Genomic DNA, 21,840 nt, shown 5'->3' with positions numbered 1-21,840 from the left:
TCCCTTTTTTACACACATTCTAATCAATGGCAAAAAAAACAACAATTCCTTTTTTTGAGGATTGCGAACTGGAAGATCTCACTCGACTGGGTAAAAAATTAGAAACCGCAGGGAAAAGACTTTTCATCAAAAAACGAAACTGGAAAAAACAGTTTCCTTACCAACCCTTAACGGCCGTATCTCTGGCATATAGCCCGCAAGCCTTATATTTACACTTTGTGGTACGGGAAATGACGCTCCGCACACTGGCTGAAAAAGACGGATGCTACGTGCACGAAGACAGCTGTGTGGAGTTCTTTATGCAACCATTCGAAGGGACAGACTATATAAACTTCGAGTTTAACGCTGCCGGTATCTGCTACGCCGCCCATCACATGAACGACACGGCAAGCGTCAAATTTACGCCGGAAGAGTTTGCCCAAATAAAACGCCACACAAAACTTGCAGGACAAAAAATCGAAGAGCAGGAAGGGCCTGTTTTTTGGGAACTGTCGGTATCGATACCATGGCAAACGATGGGGTATCCGCAAGGAATTACTCCGCGCCGATTACGTGCAAACTTTTACAAATGTGCCGATGGCACCGAATATCCTCACTATCTGAGTTGGTCTCCTGTCGATTTGCCTGAACCGAACTTCCATTGTCCGAAATTTTTCGGTTCCTTGAAACTGAAGAAAAGAAAGGGCAAAAGCAACTGACACCCCATAACCGGCCATCTTCTTTTCTGAAAAATAGCGATTGTAATTTGTATGACTTATATTTGTAGGCCTAACTCTAACCTGCTCTTTTTCAAGATGAAAAGTAAGACACAATGGGACGACAAAACCGAACAGTCTCTCAGGGAAGCCGTTGAAACGATGCGACGGGGCGGTATCATTCTGTACCCCACCGACACGGTATGGGGTATCGGATGCGATGCCACGAACAAAGAGGCCGTAGAAAAAATATACAAGCTGAAAAGACGCTCGGACAGCAAATCGATGCTCATCCTCACAGACAGTGAAGCCAAGCTGCCGGGGTTGGTATCCGAACTGCCGGAAATCGCATACGATCTAATCGATGTCAGCGTAAGACCTCTCACCGTTATCTACAGCGGAGCCCGCAACATAGCCCCTAACCTCATAGCAGAAGACGGCTCCGTGGGCATACGTATCAGCCGTGAAGCATGGAGCAAAGAGCTCTGCAAACGCATGAACGTGCCGGTTGTCTCTACTTCGGCCAATATCAGCGGAGAGCCTACCCCTCACTTTTTCGATCAGATCAGCGATGCCATAAAAAAAGGTGTCGACTATATCGCCGACTACAGGCGGGATGATCGCACACCGGCCAATCCCAGCGAGATTATTAAATTAGGCCCTAAAGGAGAAGTAACCATAATTCGAAAATAAACGCTTCTGCAATAACATGACCGCTCCGACCAGATAAACATTATATAACCGGCTTCTGAACTATGAGCTTTTATACGATAAACTCCAAACTGTCAAATTCTTTTGAAAACCTGCTCAGGTGGCGTGAAAAACATCTGGAAGAGCGTTACTTTGTCATTATCCTCAGCTTCATCATCGGGCTGATTACAGCCATTCTGGCATTGTTGCTCAAAACGATGATACACTCCATACAGCACCTGCTGTTCGGCACATTCCAAAGCGATACGATCCTGTACCTCATATTGCCTCCCATCGGCATTTTGCTTACGGCTATATTCGTGCGGTATGTCATTCGGGATGATATCAGCCATGGCGTAACAAAGGTATTGGCATCGCTCTCGCAACGCAAAAGCCGCATCAAGCCTCACAACACCTTCAGTTCTCTTATTGCCAGTACGATTACGATCGGCTTCGGCGGTTCCGTCGGTGCAGAGTCTCCCATAGTGCTGACCGGTGCAGCCATCGGCTCGAATGTGGGGCGCATCTTCCACATGGAGCAGCGCATTCTGATGCTGCTGGTAGGCTGCGGAGCGGCGGGAGCCATTGCCGGTATCTTCAAGGCTCCTATTACGGGTCTGGTTTTTGTTGTGGAGGTATTGCTTCTGGATCTTACGATGAGTTCCATCCTGCCGTTGCTTATTTCATCGGTTACGTCGGCCTCGCTTGTTTATGTGATGACGGATGCCCGGGCTACTTTCAGCTTCAGCCTGACCGATCCTTTTATGATGGATCTGGTTCCGTACATCGTGCTGTTAGGTATCGTTTGCGGACTGATGTCTCTCTATTTTTCCAGAACGATGTTCCGGCTCGAAGGGCGAATGAAACGAATCAAATCGCTGCGTTACCGCTGGTCGGTTTCGGTTCTGATTCTCAGCTTGCTGGTCTTTCTGTTTCCTCCGCTCTACGGCGAGGGCTACAACACGGTGGAAACGTTGCTCGGCGGACAATACAGCACACTGCTGGACAACAGTATTTTTGAATCTTTCGGCGATTCTTACTGGGCGGTATTCCTGTTCCTGCTGCTTGCAGTATTGACCAAAGTGTTTGCTTCTGTAAGCACCAACTCCGGAGGAGGCTGCGGCGGTCTGTTCGCACCCACACTGTTCGTGGGGGCTATTACCGGTTTTCTCTTTGCCTACGGCGCCAACTACTTTCCATTCATACAAGAGTATCTGCCTAATAAGAATTTCACTCTTTTCGGTATGGCCGGTTTAATGGCGGGGGTGATGCATGCGCCGTTGACAGGCGTATTTCTGATAGCCGAACTGACAGGGGGCTACAACCTCTTTCTGCCGCTTATGCTCGTTTCCCTATCCAGCTATGCCACAATACGCGTCTTCATGCCGCACAGTATCTATTCGCTTCGTCTGGCGGAGGAGGGCAAGCTCCTTACGCACTCCAAAGATACGGCGGTACTTACACTGATGAATGTAAACAGCGTTATCGAGCAGGATTTCGAACCTGTTCTTCCGGAAAAGACGCTCGGCGACCTGGTTAAAGTGATAGCCAGCAGCCACCGCAATATGTATCCCGTAGTAGACGAAAACAACCAGTTTCAGGGTGTTGTGATGCTGGATAATATTCGCAACATTATGTTCCGTCCGGAGCTTTATGACCGTTTCAAAGTCAAAAAAATCATGGTCTCTCCTCCGGCCCGGATCAAGCAATCCATGTCCATGGAAAGCATCATGACCATTTTCGATGATACTAAAGCATGGAACCTCCCCGTTATAGACGATGAGGGACGTTATTTGGGCTTTGTGTCCAAATCGAAGATATTCAACACCTACCGTGAAGTGCTGACGGAAACGTTTGTAGGAGACTGATGCCTCTTCCTCTTTTTTTTTGCGAAACATCCGCCGGGATGGTGAACAACGATTTAACGATGAATAAAAAAGATTGTACAATTCTGTTTATGGGCACCGCAGCATTTGCAGTGCCTTCTCTTCAGGCATTGGTGGAAGGCGGCTATAAAATCGGCGCCGTAGTTACCATGCCGGATAAACCGATGGGGCGCGGACACAAATTGCAGGCAAGTCCCGTCAAACAGTATGCGGCACAGCAAGGACTCGAAATCTTGCAACCTGAAAAGCTCACCGATGAGAAATTCCTGAACCGACTGAAAGAGATCGATGCAGATCTGGGTATCGTAGTTGCTTTCCGCATGCTTCCCAAAGAGGTATGGAGTATGCCTCCCATGGGTACTATCAACCTGCATGGCTCACTTCTGCCCCGTTATCGCGGAGCCGCACCGATCAACCGGGCTGTGATCAACGGGGATAAAGAAACAGGAGCTACAACATTCCGCCTCCGCCATGAGATAGACACCGGTGAAATACTCCTGCAAGAAAAGATGAGTATCGGTGATGATGAAACGGCAGGAGAGGTACATGACCGCATGATGACAATAGGAGCCGGGTTATTGCTTCGCACCGTAGACGGTCTGCTGGCCGGAAGCATTACAGGCCTGCCTCAGGAAGAAACAAATGAAAAACCCACACTTGCCCCTAAAATATTCAAAGAAACAGGCATTATAGACTGGTCTGAATCTGCCGAAAAAATACACAATTTGATCCGTGGTTTAGCACCCTCGCCCGGAGCCCGGAGCGAACTTTCGATAGACGGCATGCCACCCGTAGAACTCAAGATACTGGCATCGGAAGAGATTGATTTCGAACATCGCCATACGGGGGTTCCTGTAGGGCATGCCATCAGCTATCAAAATAACATCGAAGTGGTTTGCGGGCGCAATGTACTGCGCCTCAAAACGATACAGCCTCCGGGCAAAAAAGCCATGAAATCGGCCGATTTCCTCAATGGTCTTCGTTCTCGTTAAACACCACACCGGTCTTCAGGCCTTAAGGTCTTCTCCCGAAACAGTATTCCCTCCTTTCAAACATTAAAAAAAGCAGATAAAGAATATATTTTCAACAGAAAATCTTCTTATCCGTCTGTATAAAATACATAACAGTCTTATACTCTGCACATATAGCGATTTTTAGATAACTTTGTGCATTATCATCCGGTTAATTATAACATAATGGAAAAGCAAATCCGCACGGCACTCATCTCTGTCTATCATAAAGACGGATTGGAAGAACTTCTCAGCGCTCTGCACAGCGTAGGTGTTAAATTTATTTCCACGGGAGGTACTCGCAGTTTTATAGAACAACAGGGTTATGAATGTATGGCTGTGGAAACATTGACCAACTACCCTTCGATGCTGGGCGGTCGCGTTAAAACATTGCATCCGGCCATCTTCGGTGGTATCCTCGCCCGTCGCGAACAGGCAGAAGACCGGGCAGAGCTTGCAAAATATCGCATTCCGGATATCGATCTGGTCATTGTGGATCTCTATCCTTTCGAAGATACGGTGACCCGAGGCGGCTCCGAAGAAGAGATTATCGAGAAAATCGATATCGGCGGCATCTCCCTGATCCGTGCGGCAGCCAAAAACTTCCGCGATGTGCTGATTGTCTCCAGTCGTAACCAGTATGCCGGTTTAATCGAATTGATCAACCGCAACCGCGGTATCACCACACTTGCCGAACGCAAGGTTTATGCACGCCGTGCCTTTGCTTGCAGCTCGGCATACGATTCGGCCATTTTCCACTATTTCGACGAGGGCGAACAATATGCTTTCCGCGAATCTTTCGACCAGCCCAAAGTTTTACGCTACGGAGAAAATCCTCATCAGCGCGGCCAATTCTTCGGGAACTTCGAGGATTATTTCGACAAGCTGCACGGCAAAGAAGTTTCTTACAATAATCTTCAGGATATCGACGCCGGGGTGAAACTCATCAGCGAATTCTCCGCTCCCACAATGGCCATCCTCAAGCATAACAATGCTTGCGGCTGTGCCTCTCGCGGCACAATACTGGAGGCCTGGCAAGCGGCTCTTGCCGGAGATCCGGTATCGGCTTTCGGTGGGGTATTCGTGGCTAATACGGCAATAGATACGGCTACGGCAGCCGAAATGGACAAGCTGTTCTTCGAAGTTATCGTAGCTCCCGATTACGACAACGAAGCCCTTCAGCTGCTCACATCCAAAAAGAATCGTATCATCCTCGTACAAAAAAAGCCGTTGCACGAAGCATGGCAATACCGTTCGATGCTGGGTGGCGTGCTGGTACAACAGGTCGACAACCGAACCGAAGGGGCGGAAGACTTCCGTACGGTAACAAACAAAAAGCCTACCGAGGACGAAACAGACGATATGGTTTTTGCCAACAAACTGGTCAAACATACCAAAAGCAATGCCATTACACTGGTCAAAGACAGCCAGCTTTTAGCCTCCGGCGTCGGACAAACCTCCCGTATCGATGCGCTCAGGCAAGCCATAGAAAAAGCACGCTCTTTCCATTTCGATCTGAAAGGAGCCGTCATGGCCAGCGATGCTTTTTTCCCGTTCGACGACTGCGTCCGTACAGCGGCAGAAGCCGGCATATCCGCCATCGTACAGCCGGGTGGCAGCAAAAAAGACCAGGATAGCATAGATGCCTGCAACGAACTCGGCATCGCCATGGTTATAACCGGTAACAGACATTTTAAACATTAGCAAATCACGTTGCCCCCGGGCAACTCCAAACCAAAGAATAAAGAAATGGGATTATTCTCCTTCAGACAAGAATTGGCCATGGACCTTGGCACTGCCAATTCAATCATCATCATGGATGGCAAGATCGTACTGGACGAACCCTCCGTAGTGGCTTTCGACGTACGCACGGGCGAAGTCATAGCCGTAGGCTCCAAGGCTCACGAAATGTATGAAAAAGGCAATGCCAACATACGAACCATCAGACCTCTGAGAGACGGTGTTATTGCAGATTTCAACGGTGCCGAGAAGATGATCAGAGGCATGATAAAAATGATCAATAAAAAGCGCAGCCTCATGGGCTCTTCATCTCTTCGCATGGTGGTGTGCATCCCCTCCGGCAGTACGGAAGTAGAGATACGCGCTGTCCGCGACTCCAGCGAACGCGCCGGCGGCAGGGACGTCTATATGATCTACGAACCCATGGCTGCCGCCATCGGGGTAGGCATCGACATCCTGGCTCCCGAAGGCAATATGATTGTGGATATAGGCGGCGGAACCACCGAGATTGCCGTAATCTCTCTGGGCGGCATTGTCAAAGACCAGTCCATCCGCATTGCAGGAGACGAATTTACCTCCGATATAATGGCCTATATGCGTGAAGCGCACAACATCCGTGTGGGCGAACGCACAGCCGAGCAAATCAAGATCAACGTAGGCTCTGTGCTGCAAGATCTGGAAGAAGTGCCCGAGCCTTATCTGGTATGGGGTGCCGACCAGATGGACACATTGCCCCGGAAGATCATGGTCAACCACCACGAAATAGCGCAGTGCCTGGAAAAATCGATACAGAAAATCGAAGAAGCCATCCTCCGCACACTGGAAGAAACGCCTCCCGCTCTTTACTCCGATATCGTTAAAAACGGCGTTACGCTGACAGGAGGAGGAGCCATGCTCCGCGGTTTGGACAAGCGGCTGACGGAACGTTTCGGCATCGAGTTCCACGTTCCCGAAGATCCTCTGCATGCCGTAGCCAAAGGTACGGGAGTGGCTCTGAAGCATATAGATACATTCAACTTCCTTATTCGTTGATAACAACCCGCCGAGCCGCATATCACCGTACCTTTCCACTCCGGAAGACACGATGGTATGCGTTTCTTCGCAAACATTAACGCGTGTTCTTGCTCTCTCGAAACAGTGCACAAACTACTTGAATTCATACGTACGCACAAACACTGGCTGCTGTTCATCCTGTTGGAGGTAATAGCCCTCCTCATGCTATTCAACAACAGGATGTACCACCGTAGCCTGGGTTTGCTCACAGGCAACTACATCGTGGGGCATATGTCGGAAACTATGACCGAGTGGAAATCTTACCTGAATTTGCGGAAAGAAAACGATGAACTGCTGGAAGAGAACGCGCGCCTGGAACGGCAATATCTGGTACTTAAGCGATATATGGACGATAAGCAGGCCGACAGCATCGTTCCGAATGTCTATATCAGCGACAGCCTCGAAATGCTCGCTCCATACGAATTTCTCACGGCACGCATCGTCAGTATAAACAACCGTATGCACGCCAATGTACACTACATCATCAACAAAGGCAAAGCAGACGGGATCAAAGCGGATATGCCCGTTATGAGCAAAAAAGGCGTTGTAGGCATCGTAACGAACGTTTCCGAGCATTATTCGGTCGTTATCCCGATCATCAACCCCGGACTAAAGCTAAGCTGCAACATTTTGGGACAGGAAATTTCGGGAACGCTTACACGGGTAACGCGCAGCAGCAATATGCTTGCCCTGACGGAGTTGCCGTTACATGCCAGAATAAAAAACGGAGACACCATCGTAACCAGCGGCTATTCGTTCATCTTTCCTCAAAACCTGATGGTGGGCGTTGTGCAAACAGACAGTCTTCCCAACCATGACAGTCAGCGTCAGACATTCAGCAGTTATCCCGTGAAAACGGCAACAGATTTTAACCGGCTGACCTATGTCTACGTCATTCTCAACGAAGGACAGGAGGAAGCCAAAGAACTCAAAAACATATCCCCGGGTCATGCTAAAGAAGTGGATTAAACTGATATTCGTATCGCTCCTTTTTATTGCAGCGCAGGTGTGGTTGTTCAACCCCATCAGTCTATTCCGCTATGCCACCCCGTTTATCTACCCTGTACTTCTTCTGATGTTTCCCATCAATACGGGTACGGGAGCCCTCACTCTTTTCGGTTTTTTCACCGGTTTGGCCATCGATGCCTTAAGCGGTACGCCGGGGCTGCATACATCCGCTTTTACGGCCACGGCTTTCCTTAGAAATACCCTGATAAGACCTTTCCTGGGCGACAACATTCTGGAAGAAGGTACGGTCGGACAAAACATGAGCAACACCCGTTTTTATCTGTTGCTTCTGAAGATACTGGTGGTGCATCTCCTGCTTCTGATGCTGCTGGACGCTTTCAGCCTGTTCGACCCGTTGTACCTCCTGTTGCGTTTCTGTGCCTGTGTTGCTCTGTCTTACATGATCTCCGTAATCATCTTCCTGATTACCGGCTCTTCACACCGTATTTCATAAGCAGAAAAGCCATGGTCAACGACCGCTACTTCAAACGCCGTCACCTGTTTACACTGCTCACGTTAGCCGTTCTGCTCATTTTTACCGCACGGCTGTTCAATCTGCAAATACTCAACAACAACTATAAAGAGCGAGCCAAGCGAAACGCCTATTACTACAAACCCATCTATCCGGCACGCGGTGTTATCTTCGACCGCAACGGCGAACTGCTCGTTTACAACAAGCCCACGTACGACCTGATGGTAACCACCGGCCAGACGGGTGCATTCGATTCGCTTACTCTATGCGATATCCTCAATATCACCCCCGAAGTGCTGAGTAAACGATTTGCAGAAGTAAAAGACCGTCTCAAAAACCCGGGTTATTCCCCCCACACGCCGCAGGTTTTGCTTTCACAGCTCGACGAAACCGAAGCCGGACGGTTTCAGGAGCAGCTCTACAAGTTTCCGGGGTTCACCATCCAAAGCCGGTCTACCCGTCGTTATAAATATCATCATGCGGCACATGTTCTGGGTTATATTGCCGAAGCAAATGTTACCGATATCAAAAAAGACAGCTTGCTCTCGCCCGGAGACTATACGGGAAAGATCGGCGTAGAAAAAAGCTACGAAAAAGAATTGCGCGGGCGCAAAGGCTATGAAGTGCTGCTCAGAGACTCCAGAGGACGGATTAAGGGACAGTTTAACAACGGGCGGAACGATCTGCCTGCCATCAATGGAAACAACCTTACGCTGAGCATCGATGCAAACCTGCAAACACTGGCAGAAAACCTGATGAACGGCAAACGAGGAGCTATTGTGGCCATAGAGCCGGCTACAGGTGAAATACTGGCTATGGTCAGCGCGCCGGGTTATGACCCCGAACTGCTCTCCGACCGCAATAAAGGCGAAAATCATCAAATGCTGGAAGACGCTCCCGGCAACCCGCTCTTTGCGCGTGCCATAATGGGCACTTACCCTCCGGGCTCCACTTTCAAAGCTGCTCAGGCAGGCGTTTTTCTGGAAGAAGGGGTTATTCGCCCGTCGACCCTCTTTTCCTGCTATCACGGCTATCCTGTATTAAGGAACAGACCGGCCTGCCATACGCATGCTTCTCCTCTGGATTTGCCCTCGGCGCTGGCCACCTCGTGCAATGCCTATTTCTGCTGGGGTCTGCGTGCTCTGCTGGAAAACAGGAGCATATACCCTACCGTGCAAGAAGCTTTTGAACACTGGAAAAACCGGATGGTCAGCATCGGCTTCGGCTATCCGCTGAAGGTCGATCTCTACGGAGAAAAGCGTGGCTACATACCCAACAGCAAGGTTTACGACAAAATACATAAGCAACGCTGGACGAGCAGCTCCATTATCTCTATCGCCATCGGGCAGGGAGAAATTCTGACCACCCCTTTGCAGATTGCCAATCTGGCCACAGTCATAGCCAATCGCGGATGGTTTTACCGGCCGCATGTTGTCCGGTCCATAGAAAACAGCACGCTGGATACGGCCTATACGAATAAAAAATATACCACCGTCGACCCCTCGCACTGGGAAACCGTGGTCGAAGGCATGGCACGCGCCGTTACCGGGGGCACCTGCCACGGAGCCAACTTTGCTCCGGGAGTCATCGAAGTTTGCGGTAAAACGGGAACAGCGGAAAATCCTCATGGCAAAGATCACTCGGCATTCATGGGATTTGCTCCGCGCAATAATCCGCAGATAGCGGTGGCTGTCTATGTGGAAAACGGGGGGTTCGGTGCCTATTTCGGAGTGCCCATCGGACGGGTCATCATGGAATATTACCTGAATAAGGGTAACTTGTCCCCCGCTACGGAAGCAATAGCCAGGCGCATGCAGGAAACATCCATTATTTACGGTTTATGGCAAACAAAGCGAACTTTTCTTTAGCCAAACGTGTAGACTGGTTTACGGTCATTCTCTACCTTCTGATGGTAGCAGCAGGGTGGGTGGCTATCTGCGGGGCCTCTTACGACTTCAATCTGTATGCTCTCTTTCAGATGGGTAGCCGTCCTGTTATGCAATTGATTTGGATAGGATTGGCTTTAATCATCGGCTTCGCCGTATTGCTTATAGATACGGATTTCCTCGAAGACATCTCGCCTTTTCTCTACGTTATCATGTTGCTTATTCTGGCTGTCACCATTTTTGTGGCTCCCAATATCAAAGGTTCGCACAGTTGGTTGGTCATCGGCCCCTTACGGCTCCAGCCGGCGGAGTTTTCCAAGGTGACGACGGCTCTGATGTTATCCCGGCAGTTAGGCAAGTACGGATTCAAAATCAAAGGATGGCGCAACTATGCCATGGTCTTTGGCATCATCTGCGCTCCCATGCTCTTAATCCTGCTGCAGAGCGAAACCGGCTCGGCTCTCGTTTTCTCGGCCTTCTTCCTCGTTCTCTACCGCGAAGGAATGACGGGCAGCATACTCTCTCTGGCTTTTGCCGCTATCGTGTATTTTGTCTTTTCACTTATTTTTGAAAATATTATCTGGTGGGGAACCACCCGTGCAGACCTTTTTATCATCGGCACCCTGATTTTCGTGTTCTCCGTCGTCGGCATAATCACCTATTGCCATCGGTTGCCACGTAACTTTTACCGTGATTTCGGATTTGCCACCGGCGGCATACTGGTGCTTTCTGCCATTACCTACCGGTTCTTTCCGTTCGATTTCAGCTATGTAATCATCGGGCTGGATGTGCTGCTGTTTCTCCTGATGCTGTTTTTCACATTGACACGTTACCGCCTCTCGTTCTTTCTCATCGGCCTGTTCATTGCCGTATCGGCACTCTATTTTTACTCCGTCAACTATATTTTCGATCATATTCTGGAACCTCACCAGCAAACACGGATCAAAGTAGCCCTCAATATCGAAGAAGATTTCCGGGGCAACGGTTACAACGTAGACCAGAGTAAAATAGCCATCGGCTCGGGCGGGCTGTTGGGCAAAGGCTTTTTGGACGGCACACAGACAAAGCTCAACTATGTGCCCGAGCAGGCCACCGATTTCATCTTCTGCACGATAGGCGAAGAGCAGGGTTTCCTCGGCTCGATGCTCCTCCTCCTGGGTTATACCCTGCTTATCTTACGTCTCTGCTATCTGGCCGAGCGGCAGGAGCATACTTTCGGACGGGTCTATGGCTATTCCGTGGCTTCCATCCTGCTTTTCCATCTTTTCATCAATGTGGGTATGGTTTTGGGTCTCGTGCCGGTCATCGGTATACCCTTGCCTTTCTTCAGCTACGGAGGTTCCTCTTTATGGGGTTTCACCCTTCTTATCTTTATCTTTCTGGGTATCGACGCCAGACGCACCATATTCAATTAAACACAAGCCGTTTTCATTTCTTCAAGAGAAAAAGGCAAAAGGCTTTTTCGTTTTCTATTATATGAGTGTTGATTGAATATAAAAAGAAACAATCCGAAACGATAAAGAGAAAGGGTATGGTAAAAATAGAATCGCTTTTTGCTTCCGACAATTAAAAATATCTGCTTTTTTTCATGGAAAAATCAATGAATTAATTATTTTTGCTCATACCTAAAATAGCAAATAAATACAAAACACTACAAATTAAAATCCCAAAAACACAAAAACATGAAAAAAGCAATCTATTTATTATCATTGCTCGTTCTTTTCATCGCATCGTGCTCGGACAACAATAAGAAAGAGCCGGAGAAAGAACAAGCCATTACGCTATCTGCAGACAAAAATACGTTAACGGCCGATGGAGAAGACAAAGTCACCTTCACGGTAAAAAATCAGGATGGCAAGGATGTAACTTCCGCTGTGCAAATTTCAGTCGACGGGAAAAAACTTTCCGGCAACACTTTTTCTACAGATAAAGAAGGAACTTACAAAGTAATTGCCAGGTTGAATACGATTCAATCCAATGAACTGACTATTCAGGCAACCAAAAAAGCCGGCACCCTCGTACTTACAGCCGACAAAGCCTCAATTCTGGCAAATGGTAAGGACAAAATAAAGTTTACGGTAAAAAAGGCCGATGGAACAGATATAACTGCGAAATCGAAGATTTCCGTCAACAACATTGAAATCTCCGGACATGAATATGTCGCAACCAGCGAGGGAGAGTACAAAGCCATCGCTTTTTCTGAGGGCGAACAGTCCAATGAGCTCGTTTTCCAGGCAAATAAAGAGCAAGACATCATTCTGGAGGCCGACAAAGTCGAATTTTACCTCGAAGGAGATGATGCCAAAGTTACCTTTACCGTAAAAAATAAAGACGGACAAGACATTACAAAAGATTCTAAAATCTTTATCAATGAACAGGCTATCGAAGGCAACGTCTTTACCCCTACGGCTACGGGTATATTCACAGCACAGGCCGAGTATAAAAACAACAAATCGAACTATGTGAGAATAAATGTAAAAGAACCGATAAAATACGGTCTGCTTATCAAGCCGGATAAAACCCGATTCACTTCGGACGGTATCGATATGGTTGTGTTTACCTGCATCAATACCCTCGACAAAGACAATGACCTGACCGCAGAAACCAAATTCTCCGTAAACGGAAAAGAGATCGAAGGCAACATATACAAAACAACGAAAAACGAGAAAATAACCGTAACAGCAAAGTATCAAAAACATGCTGCACCTCCTGTAATCGTAGAATCGACCGGTGACTTCAATCCTACCCCCAGAGTCTTTGTAGAACAATTTACCGCTACATGGTGTCAATATTGCCCCAGACTTATCGTGGTTTTGGAAAAAGCCTCCAAAAATCCCCAAGTGGTGGCATCGGCCATGCATGGAAATGATAAATTCGGAAGCCCGGACACCAATACCGTTGGCAAGTATCTCGGCGTAACCGGTTATCCCAGCATGGTAATGAACCGGGATAAGAGCACTTTAACAAGCAATACCAATGTGGCTCAAATTTTGCAGCATATCCCCGCCAAATCCGATCTCGGTATTGCCGTTGAGGTTAAGGTGGAAGGGAATGCCGTCAAAACGGATATCACATTCAAAGCCAAAGAGGACATGCCCGATGTGAAGTGGATTGCCATTCTGACAGAAAACAAACTGATTGCAGATCAAAACAATTCAGTATTCCCGGATCTGGGCAACCCGATCAAAGACATGGAGCATAACCATGTTTACCGTCAAAGCTACCAAAACAAACTTTGGGGAGAAGATATCTCTTTCAAAAAAGGAGAATCCGTTAAGAAAGAAATCCGGTTCGATATGAAAACAGGTTGGAAACCGGAAAACTGCGAGGTTCTTATCGTTATCACAGATAAGGATAGAAAAGCCATCACGGCTCAGAAAGCCAATGCCAACAGCGGACGCGGCTACTAATCCGAACTCAATCATGTTGGGCAATAGATTTTATTCTATTGCTCAACATGTTATATATCAACACTAAATACTTTCATCATGAAAAAAGTTTTATACTTCTTTACGCTGCTTCTCTGTTGCCTCTTGATGGCAAAAGCGCAAAATGTAAACATCGAAAATCTCAAAGGAGAAAAGGTTTCTTTCTCGGATGTGATCAAAGGCGACAAACCGGTTATCGTTTCTTTCTGGGCAACATGGTGCAAACCCTGCCTCATGGAAATGGATGCTCTGAAAGAGCTTAAAGACGAGTGGGACGGCAAAGTGCGCATCGTGTCCATATCCATAGACGATTCGCGCTCCAAAGCCAAAGTGCCGTCGTTTGTCAAAGGACGAAACCTGCCTTTCGAAATCTATCTGGACACCAACCAGGATTTGTATAAAAGGCTCAATGTGCAGAACGTTCCCTTCCTGTTCGTTTTTCATAAAGGCAAACAGGTGTACAAGCACAGCGGTTACAGCCCCGGAGATGAAGAGTATCTCATAGAGGAGGCTCTGAAATATGCAAAGAAGTAATCACAAGCGTAATCAGCGAATATCATGAGAAAAAGAACTCTGACCATACTGGCAGCCGTGGCCTTTTCCGTAACGGCATCCCTTTCGGCACAGGAAAAGAAAAAAGACTGGGGAAGTTTACACGGAGGCATCGAATCCAATGCTGCTTTTTATAAAAAAGACGATAATCAGCCCGACGCCAAAAAACACGGAAACAACACCTACCTGAATCTTAAGTATGACTACAGGAATTTCAGTGCCGGCCTTCAATATGAAATATTCGAACCGCCCATGCGGAGTTTTGAAAACCTCAAGGGAAACGCCCTCACACAGTACTATGCAAACTATTCCGACAGTAAAATCAATGTTACGCTGGGCAGTTTCTACGAACAGTTCGGCAGCGGACTGATTTTCCGTGCCTATGAAGAGCGTGCTCTGGGCGTAAACAACTCTCTGCGCGGTCTGAACGTAAAGTATAGCCCTACGGATTGGCTCAACGTCAAAGTCATGGGCGGTCAACCGCGCCGGTACCTCACTTATGCCGATGCCGTACTGTGGGGAGGAGATGCCGAATTCACCATTTCCAAACTCTGGAACCGCGAGGCCTCTTACGATATAACTCTGGGCGGTTCATGGGTAGGCAGACACAATACGGAAACCGTAGATAAATCTCCCGACCCCACAAATACCAATCTATACAGCATCCGCACAGGCTTTAGCAATGCCCTGTTCAACTTCGGCGTCGAATATACCGGCAAAGGAGCCAGCCAGAGTTTTGCCGAATCGGTAGGAGATTTCGTCAGTGAAAGCGGCGATGCGCTTCTGGTGAATATGGACTATACGCGTGAAAATTTCGGAGTCTCCGGTATCTTCCGCCGTATCGAACACATGGATTTCCGGATAGACAACAAGAAGGAAATCATCTATATCCCCATGAACTATGTACCGGCGCTGACCAAACAGCACAAATATGCCCTGCCCGCTCTTTATCCGCATCAGTCGAATCTGGCCGGTGAAATCGGTGGTCAGCTGGATGTTTACTGGGACATCAAAGCCGGCTGGCTGGGCAAATATCCACTGAAAGTGAGCATCAACACGTCGCACTATAAATCGCTCGGATTGAATGTAAACGAAACGATGCCTTTCTTCGGACGTGACGGCAAGGAGCTCTTTTCCGAAGCATCCATAGAGCTGGGCAAGCGGCTTTCAAAGAGTGTAAAAGCCAATCTGGGTATTTACTTCCAGAAAGTCAATCATAATGGCGAGCTGCTCAAATCTTTTATTCAGGTAGCCGATGTCTTGTGGAAAATCAACCGCAAAGCTTCTCTGCGCACCGAGGTACAGCACATGAAAACGGACATGCCCGAAAAAGGCTGGCTTTACGGTTTGATAGAGTTCGGCCTGGCTCCGCACTGGAGTGTGTATGTAAACGATATGTACAGCTACGGTGCCGAAAAGAAAGAGCACTACTACAACTTCGGCGGCAGCTTCACTTACAAAAGCCTGCGTCTGACGGCAGCTTACGGCCGCACCCGCGCCGGCACGCAGTGCGTAGGCGGTATCTGTCGCTTCGTACCCGAGTATCAGGGTGCCACGGTGGGTCTGTCTTATGTGTTCTGAAAAAGGCTCTCCAATCACAGAAAAGCTGTATCTCCGAACATTGGAGGTACAGCTTTTTTTATACCCTGAAAAATCAATTTTATTACCTCCTGAAAAAAAGAAAAAGAATCCTTACAGACAGTAAAAATTCTTAGCGCAATGGATTTTCAACGAAGTTAACTTGGATTTTTTTTCTTTGCCTGAAGAATTTTCAACCGTCAGGCAGAGAATTTTACTTTTTTCAGTACACGTCAACGTCATCACGTCACATACGAAAACATTTTATTCGGGTACCCAAACTGAAACGTTTCCCGCCGGACAATTGAAATTTCCCCATCCGTTTTCATCTATTTGTATCTTATGCTCGAATCTTCCAAGCAGATCATAAAAAAATTGTCCGGCATAAGCCTTACCCATTTCCATCGGTTTTTGATATTCCTCTTTATTACTCAAAATGACAGCACAACCTTTATGCACATCATCGCCTTCACGGGTCCATCCTACACAATTGGCATCTTCGAAATAATCCCGCTGGAATCCATAGGCGTTTTGTTTTCGTGCTTTTAGAAGACCTTCGATGCCATCGACTTTATTCAGGAAGATTTCATAGTCTTCCCCATCTTTACCTTTATCGATGTAGCTTGCCCCATATAAATCCGGATAAAAAACGCAAGGATATCCATCCACCCTCAAGAGAATAAAGGCATAAGCCAAAGGCTTAAACCACTCTTCCACAGGTGCTTCCAATTGCTGAAGAGGTTGAGTATCATGATTATCGACAATTGTTACGGATAAATCCGGACGTACTGACAACAAAGTATCATCAAATATTTTTCTCAAGTCATACCCATCTCCGCTTTTAGATGCGATATGAAAATTTTGTTGAAGACAAGCATCGAATAAACTCATACACCCTTCTGTGGCATTGATATAATCCAGCATTAAGGACAATAAACCCGGTGCCCAATATTCGCCGACGGCAAATATGTTTTTACCGGTATTCGACCTTAAGTTGTTTAACCACTCCTTATAGAAATCATGTGACTGGTGCTTTATTGCGTCCAGCCGAACACCATCAAAGTAAATTTGTTCATGATACCATTTTCCCCAATAGTTCAATTCTTCACGAACAAAAGGATTTCTATGATTTATATTATTGTGCATCAAATAATTAAAATTGCCTTTATCATAGCCGAGAATTTTTTCCCAACCATCACCGTGTTCATTGATGATTTGAAAAATACCGGGTTCCATTCCTTCGGCATAATCGACTCCTGAAAAACAGGTAAAATCCCACTTGAAGTCAGAATACTTGTTTCCTCTTCCGGGGAAGGTGAACTTCGTAAAACTCTCTATTTCAAAAGGTTCAGAAACATTTCTTAACTGATCGTTCCCATCCACTCTTATGACATGAAAACGTTCCTTTTCATCACCTCCGGCCTTATGATTCAAAACTATATCGGCTATTATGGCAATTCCTTTTTCCTGTAATGTTTTGCAAACATCGAGATACTGTTCCTTTGTTCCATATTTGGTAGCCACCGTTCCTTTTTGGTCGAATTCACCCAAGTCGAAAAGATCATAAGGGTCGTATCCTACAGAGGAATCACCTCCTGCAGCCTTATAGGCCGGAGGGAACCAAACCGAAGTTATACCCAGATCTCGCAGCCAGTCTGAAGTTTCTTTGATATGATCATAATGTTTTCCATTTCCTTCGGAATACCAATGAAAACTTTGGAGAATCGTATTATTCATAGATAATGTTATATAAAAGACTATAAAACTTATGCAAGCGGTTTAAGTTAATTAAAATCGAAGTTAAATCAAAAAACACTCGAAAAAATTTAATTCTGTTTGGTTATGTTTGGTATATTCATACAGTTTGTTTCGGTTAATAATTGTTTTTCTTTTAGATAGGAATTATTAAAAGAGGTATCGTTAACTTTGGGAAAAATAGTTCAGACATGAATACCGTATCCATCATATTCGGCTTCCTGTGCCTTATCGCCATCATACTGTTTATTTCCACACGCCTGACACTGGCAAAAACAAAAGCAGTGCTAAATGAAAAAAGCGCCAAAGAGGACGATTTGCTCAAAGAAGTAACGGAAAAGAATATGCAATTGGCAGATCTCCGGGAAAAAGAACGGGGCTTGGCCCTTGCCATGGAGAAACTGAATGCCGAGCATGGTATAACATTCCGGCACAAAGAGGAGCTGGAAACGAAAAACGACGAATTGGGGGCCACTCTGGCCGAGGTACAGGAGAGATGCGTCGTTTTGAGCGAGCGCAATGAGAATCTGGGTAAGCTCATCGAAGACTACAAACAACGCCTCACGGAGATCGACGAACGGCAGCAACTCCGGTTCAAAGAATTGGCCAGCACGATACTGGAGGAAAAATCGAAAGCCCTCAAATCGAGCAGCGAAGAGGCGATGCGCCCGTTGCGCGAAGATCTGACACAGTTTAAGGAGAAAGTGGAAAACGTGTATAACAATGAAGCACGCGAACGGCACTCTCTGGGTAAACAGATCGAAATGCTGGTGGAACAAAGTCGGCGATTGGGCGAAGGAGCCGACAGTCTGACACGTGCCCTCAAGGGTGACAGCAAAGTGCAGGGGGACTGGGGAGAAATGATTTTGGAGTCTATTCTGGAACGCAGCGGATTAGTGGAAGGTGAGGAGTACGAAGTGCAACAAACACTCCGCTCATCCAACGGGCAAACCTTGCTGAACGAAGAGAGCCGGTCGCGCATGCGCCCCGACGTCATCGTCCGTTACCCCGGCAACCGTGCAGTGATTATCGACAGCAAAGTGAGCCTCACGGCCTATAGCAGATACATGGAGGCCGAAACGGAAGAGGAACGTGAAGCCTTTGCCACCGAGCACGTAAGAAGTGTACAAAGGCATATCAACGAACTGGCAGGTAAAAACTATCAGGACTACTGCCACGAAACTCTGGACTTCGTGATGCTGTTCATTCCGATAGAAGCAGCCTATTATCTGGCACACCGGCAGCACAATGACATCTGGAGCGAAGCATACGAAAAACGGGTGCTGCTGATCAGCCCGTCGAACCTGATCACGGCTCTAAAGCTGACCCGCGACTTATGGGCCCGGGAAAAGCAGCAGCGCAATGTACAGCAGATCGTGGCAGAAGCGGGAGCGCTATACGACAAATTCTGCACTTACATCGAAACCTTCGACAAAGCAGAGGATAGCCTGCAGAAAGCCGCAGCACAAATGGAGACCGCCAGAAAACAGCTTACGGACGGACGAGGCAACCTGATCACACGCTTCAACAAACTGCGAAAAATGGGGCTGAACACTAAAAAGAAACTGCCCGATACCACAGAAGGAGAGGACGAAGAAGAAGACCCCGAGGCTGCTTTGACCACAGGGGGACAATAGTATATCTTCACACATAAAAAGAAAGGAAAAGGCCGAATGTTATTGCATTGTGCCAAATCTTTGTATCTTTGGCTTACACAAAACAATTTTGTAGACATAAAATACAAGAAAAGGAAACGAAATCGGCTCCGGCAACCAAAGAGAATACGGAGCGAACGTGCACAGACATACACATACCATATCATCAAAAATCCACATTGCCATCCGGCATATCGCCATTAGAACATAAAAGGTATTTGAAATCTTTGTTGACTCTTTCCCCAACATAGTGAAACGCATCCTGATTATAAAACTGCAAGCTATCGGAGACGTGGCAATGGCCACACAATTACTTTACGGAGTGGCTACGGCTAATCCGGAAGTTTCTTTTACGCTGCTTACGCAACCCTACCTGACCGGTTTGCTGTTCAACCCCCCGCAGAATATGGAGGGTATGGCTCTGGATGTAAACCGGGAGGAAAAATACTATTGGGGAACGCTGAAATATGCCCACAGGCTGCGTAAGGAGAACTTCGATATCGTTATCGACCTCCAACGCTCCTGGCGCTCTAAAATCCTGCGCACTTATCTGAGGTTTTTCAGGACGAGACCATTCAAAATCAGACTGCCCAAAAAAGGACGCAGAAAGATGACGGCCAGACCCCGGAAAAAGAAGTTTACGGACATTCCCTCCATGCTCGAGGTTTACTCCGAGACGGTGAAACGCGCCGGGCTAAGACTGCCCAAACAACTGCCCTACCTCAACGTAAGTCGTGATGTGGTAATGGCGCTGCAGCAGATTTTCCCGTCTTACGACAAATTCACCCACATGCCTTGGGTGGGTGTGGCTCCGTTTTCACTGGATCCGAACAAGACTTACGACCTGAAACTTATGGAAACATTCGTACGTAATCTGTCGGCCACGCGCCGATGCGTTATCCTGCTGTTCGGGGCACAGGGCAAACAGGCCGGGCACCTTCACGAATGGGCAAAGAAATACCCCGATGTACTCAATATAGCAGGCACACTCAGCCTGGCCGAAGAATTGGCCGTCATAAAGCAACTGAAACTGATGGTAAGCATGGACAGCGCCAATCCTCACTTATCGGCCCTCGTGGGCACACGCACCCTGACCCTTTGGTCTGCATCGCACCCCAAAGGCGGTTTTGCAGCTTATAACCAGCTGCCGGAGGATCACCTGCAGGCAGAGATGGACTGCCGGCCCTGCACGATAGACCGGAAAAAGAAGTGCTACAAAGGAGACAGCCCCTGCTGCTCACTGATAACACCGGAAGAAATACTGAAACGGGTATTGCTCGTTTTGGATCAAATAAAAACAATTAGTAACAATTAATTTTACATCACACAGAGACTCTGATGAAAGTTAGAATCAACAAACTGCTGAGCGATGCCGGAATAGGCTCGCGACGTGACGTAGAACAACTGATTCGCGATGGACGCGTAATTATCAATGGACGTGAGGCCGGTCTGACCGACGTTGTGGGTGCAGACGACGAAGTGCTTCTGGACGATATGGATCTGCCCGTGGCAGATCTGATCAGGGAAGCCGAATTCGAGCAAACGCTAAGGGAAAGCGAAGATACAGACAGGCCGTCCGCAGGCAAGCAAAACAAGAAAAAACACGGTAACGCACCGGGCGGCAGTTTCGGCAACACAGACAAATCGGCTAAACGCTTCGAGAAAGACGAATGGGACAGACAGTTTGCAGACCATTCGCAGCCGAATCGCAAACAAGGCAACAAGCAGCGCCCCACACGTAATCAGGACAATATGCAACGTGCCTCCAAAGGCAGGAGCAGAAACATCATGAACCACCGCGATGAAGACTGATGCCTCTGCAGAAAATCACACCAGCCTGCAAACCTATTGGGTACGCCACACAGCCGTCATGCCGGCCATGCAAAAAATCTGTTACGGGCATTCGGACGTGGAACTGAAAGAGACTTTCGAACAGGAAGCCGAAATCGTTAAGAACAACATAGCCGGGATACAGGCGGATGAAATTTTCAGCAGCCCCCTGAGCAGAGCCAAAAGGCTGGCTTCTTACTGCGGATTTACAGATACGGACATAGACACCAGACTCATAGAACTGAACTTCGGCGAATGGGAGATGAAAACATGGACGGAATTGCAGGGAAATGAAGAAGACTGGGATCCGGATTTCTTTCTACCCTACCTGACCCGGAAAACTCCGGGCGGAGAGTCTGTCATGGATCAATACCTCCGCGTGCTGGACTTTATCAAGGAAAAGATGCCTGCAGAAGGCAAGCGCTCCATCATGATGTTTTGCCATGGCGGAGTGATCAATGCCGCGCGCGTGGCAGCAGGTCTGGCAGAGCTAAGGCACTCGTTTTCACATCTGCCTCCGTACGGATCGATCACGAAAATTACTTTTACTCCGCAAATGCTGCAGAAGGCCGAAGAACTAAAACAATAAAGCAGCGGACATG

18 protein-coding genes are annotated in these 21,840 nt (G+C 47.6%); 17 read left to right on the top strand and 1 reads right to left on the bottom strand.

Translation table 11 applies throughout. The annotated features are described in order from the left end of the window. The first annotated feature begins 26 nt into the window (after window positions 1-26). The 13 genes from A3GI_RS0100960 to A3GI_RS0100895 all read left to right on the top strand — a co-directional run bounded on the left by A3GI_RS0100960 (window position 27) and on the right by A3GI_RS0100895 (window position 16,001). A complete protein-coding gene (locus tag A3GI_RS0100960; protein ID WP_018359606.1) occupies window positions 27-698 on the top strand; it encodes a carbohydrate-binding family 9-like protein in 672 nt (223 codons plus the stop codon). Window positions 699-794: 96 nt separating this feature from the next. Next, window positions 795-1,388 (top strand): L-threonylcarbamoyladenylate synthase, encoded by a 594-nt coding sequence (locus A3GI_RS0100955; RefSeq protein WP_051074571.1) that lies wholly within the window; start codon window positions 795-797, stop codon window positions 1,386-1,388. Between the two features lie 62 nt (window positions 1,389-1,450). Further along, window positions 1,451-3,253 carry a chloride channel protein gene (locus tag A3GI_RS0100950; protein WP_018359604.1) on the top strand — a complete coding sequence of 601 codons (1,803 nt, stop codon included), beginning with the start codon at window positions 1,451-1,453 and terminating at the stop codon, window positions 3,251-3,253. A 59-nt stretch (window positions 3,254-3,312) separates the two neighbouring features. After that, entirely contained in the window at window positions 3,313-4,263 is a 951-nt protein-coding gene (fmt, locus tag A3GI_RS0100945) for a methionyl-tRNA formyltransferase (RefSeq protein WP_026215835.1), read from the top strand. Window positions 4,264-4,467: 204 nt separating this feature from the next. Further along, window positions 4,468-5,985 (top strand): bifunctional phosphoribosylaminoimidazolecarboxamide formyltransferase/IMP cyclohydrolase, encoded by a 1,518-nt coding sequence (purH, locus tag A3GI_RS0100940; RefSeq protein ID WP_018359602.1) that lies wholly within the window; start codon window positions 4,468-4,470, stop codon window positions 5,983-5,985. A 45-nt stretch (window positions 5,986-6,030) separates the two neighbouring features. Continuing rightward, window positions 6,031-7,053, top strand: a complete 1,023-nt coding sequence (mreB, locus tag A3GI_RS0100935) for a rod shape-determining protein (RefSeq protein ID WP_018359601.1) — start codon at window positions 6,031-6,033, stop codon at window positions 7,051-7,053. A gap of 105 nt (window positions 7,054-7,158) precedes the next feature. Further along, window positions 7,159-8,043: a rod shape-determining protein MreC gene (mreC, locus tag A3GI_RS0100930; RefSeq protein WP_025079367.1), complete on the top strand. Its 885-nt coding sequence runs from the start codon at window positions 7,159-7,161 to the stop codon at window positions 8,041-8,043. Continuing rightward, the gene (locus A3GI_RS0100925) at window positions 8,024-8,536 is read left to right on the top strand and encodes a rod shape-determining protein MreD (RefSeq protein WP_018359599.1); all 513 of its coding nucleotides are present in this window, start codon (window positions 8,024-8,026) and stop codon (window positions 8,534-8,536) included. Before mreC ends, A3GI_RS0100925 begins: the two co-directional genes overlap by 20 nt. Before the next feature lie 11 nt (window positions 8,537-8,547). Further along, window positions 8,548-10,422, top strand: a complete 1,875-nt coding sequence (gene mrdA / locus A3GI_RS0100920) for a penicillin-binding protein 2 (protein WP_018359598.1) — start codon at window positions 8,548-8,550, stop codon at window positions 10,420-10,422. Continuing rightward, window positions 10,395-11,855 (top strand): rod shape-determining protein RodA, encoded by a 1,461-nt coding sequence (gene rodA / locus A3GI_RS0100915; RefSeq protein WP_018359597.1) that lies wholly within the window; start codon window positions 10,395-10,397, stop codon window positions 11,853-11,855. The genes mrdA and rodA overlap by 28 nt, the downstream gene beginning before the upstream one ends. A 267-nt stretch (window positions 11,856-12,122) precedes the next feature. After that, window positions 12,123-13,850: an Omp28-related outer membrane protein gene (locus A3GI_RS0100905; RefSeq protein ID WP_018359596.1), complete on the top strand. Its 1,728-nt coding sequence runs from the start codon at window positions 12,123-12,125 to the stop codon at window positions 13,848-13,850. Window positions 13,851-13,928: 78 nt separating this feature from the next. Beyond that, window positions 13,929-14,402, top strand: a complete 474-nt coding sequence (locus tag A3GI_RS0100900; RefSeq protein ID WP_018359595.1) for a TlpA family protein disulfide reductase — start codon at window positions 13,929-13,931, stop codon at window positions 14,400-14,402. 24 nt (window positions 14,403-14,426) lie between these two features. Next, on the top strand, window positions 14,427-16,001 hold the full coding sequence (locus tag A3GI_RS0100895) for a DUF6029 family protein (protein WP_018359594.1): 1,575 nt from the start codon (window positions 14,427-14,429) through the stop codon (window positions 15,999-16,001). Window positions 16,002-16,262: 261 nt separating this feature from the next. Here the strand turns inward: A3GI_RS0100895 and A3GI_RS0100890 are convergent, their stop codons facing one another. Continuing rightward, complete coding sequence (locus A3GI_RS0100890) at window positions 16,263-17,735, bottom strand: alpha-amylase (protein ID WP_018359593.1); 1,473 nt, start codon at window positions 17,733-17,735, stop codon at window positions 16,263-16,265. Between the two features lie 209 nt (window positions 17,736-17,944). Between A3GI_RS0100890 and rmuC the strand changes: the two genes are divergently transcribed. From rmuC to A3GI_RS0100870, 4 genes are all read left to right on the top strand, one after another. Beyond that, a complete protein-coding gene (gene rmuC, locus A3GI_RS10200) occupies window positions 17,945-19,390 on the top strand; it encodes a DNA recombination protein RmuC (RefSeq protein ID WP_018359592.1) in 1,446 nt (481 codons plus the stop codon). Window positions 19,391-19,658: 268 nt separating this feature from the next. Next, a complete protein-coding gene (locus A3GI_RS0100880) occupies window positions 19,659-20,723 on the top strand; it encodes a glycosyltransferase family 9 protein (RefSeq protein ID WP_018359591.1) in 1,065 nt (354 codons plus the stop codon). Between the two features lie 23 nt (window positions 20,724-20,746). After that, window positions 20,747-21,220 (top strand): S4 domain-containing protein, encoded by a 474-nt coding sequence (locus tag A3GI_RS10195; protein ID WP_018359590.1) that lies wholly within the window; start codon window positions 20,747-20,749, stop codon window positions 21,218-21,220. Continuing rightward, window positions 21,210-21,827 (top strand): histidine phosphatase family protein, encoded by a 618-nt coding sequence (locus A3GI_RS0100870; protein WP_018359589.1) that lies wholly within the window; start codon window positions 21,210-21,212, stop codon window positions 21,825-21,827. Before A3GI_RS10195 ends, A3GI_RS0100870 begins: the two co-directional genes overlap by 11 nt. Window positions 21,828-21,840 lie beyond the last annotated feature (13 nt).

Origin of the sequence: Porphyromonas macacae DSM 20710 = JCM 13914 (genome assembly GCF_000379945.1) — a bacterium.
Classification (GTDB): domain Bacteria; phylum Bacteroidota; class Bacteroidia; order Bacteroidales; family Porphyromonadaceae; genus Porphyromonas; species Porphyromonas macacae.
Note: the sequence above shows the minus strand (reverse complement) of the source record. Positions and strands in the feature narration are given on the sequence as shown.

Coding starts and splice junctions, on each gene's coding strand:
- A3GI_RS0100960 (WP_018359606.1), top strand. CDS start 27: ATGGCAAAAAAAACAACAATTCCTTTTTTTGAGGATTGCGAACTGGAA.
- A3GI_RS0100955 (WP_051074571.1), top strand. CDS start 795: ATGAAAAGTAAGACACAATGGGACGACAAAACCGAACAGTCTCTCAGG.
- A3GI_RS0100950 (WP_018359604.1), top strand. CDS start 1,451: ATGAGCTTTTATACGATAAACTCCAAACTGTCAAATTCTTTTGAAAAC.
- fmt (WP_026215835.1), top strand. CDS start 3,313: ATGAATAAAAAAGATTGTACAATTCTGTTTATGGGCACCGCAGCATTT.
- purH (WP_018359602.1), top strand. CDS start 4,468: ATGGAAAAGCAAATCCGCACGGCACTCATCTCTGTCTATCATAAAGAC.
- mreB (WP_018359601.1), top strand. CDS start 6,031: ATGGGATTATTCTCCTTCAGACAAGAATTGGCCATGGACCTTGGCACT.
- A3GI_RS0100925 (WP_018359599.1), top strand. CDS start 8,024: ATGCTAAAGAAGTGGATTAAACTGATATTCGTATCGCTCCTTTTTATT.
- mrdA (WP_018359598.1), top strand. CDS start 8,548: ATGGTCAACGACCGCTACTTCAAACGCCGTCACCTGTTTACACTGCTC.
- rodA (WP_018359597.1), top strand. CDS start 10,395: ATGGCAAACAAAGCGAACTTTTCTTTAGCCAAACGTGTAGACTGGTTT.
- A3GI_RS0100905 (WP_018359596.1), top strand. CDS start 12,123: ATGAAAAAAGCAATCTATTTATTATCATTGCTCGTTCTTTTCATCGCA.
- A3GI_RS0100900 (WP_018359595.1), top strand. CDS start 13,929: ATGAAAAAAGTTTTATACTTCTTTACGCTGCTTCTCTGTTGCCTCTTG.
- A3GI_RS0100895 (WP_018359594.1), top strand. CDS start 14,427: ATGAGAAAAAGAACTCTGACCATACTGGCAGCCGTGGCCTTTTCCGTA.
- A3GI_RS0100890 (WP_018359593.1), bottom strand. CDS start 17,735: ATGAATAATACGATTCTCCAAAGTTTTCATTGGTATTCCGAAGGAAAT.
- rmuC (WP_018359592.1), top strand. CDS start 17,945: ATGAATACCGTATCCATCATATTCGGCTTCCTGTGCCTTATCGCCATC.
- A3GI_RS10195 (WP_018359590.1), top strand. CDS start 20,747: ATGAAAGTTAGAATCAACAAACTGCTGAGCGATGCCGGAATAGGCTCG.
- A3GI_RS0100870 (WP_018359589.1), top strand. CDS start 21,210: ATGAAGACTGATGCCTCTGCAGAAAATCACACCAGCCTGCAAACCTAT.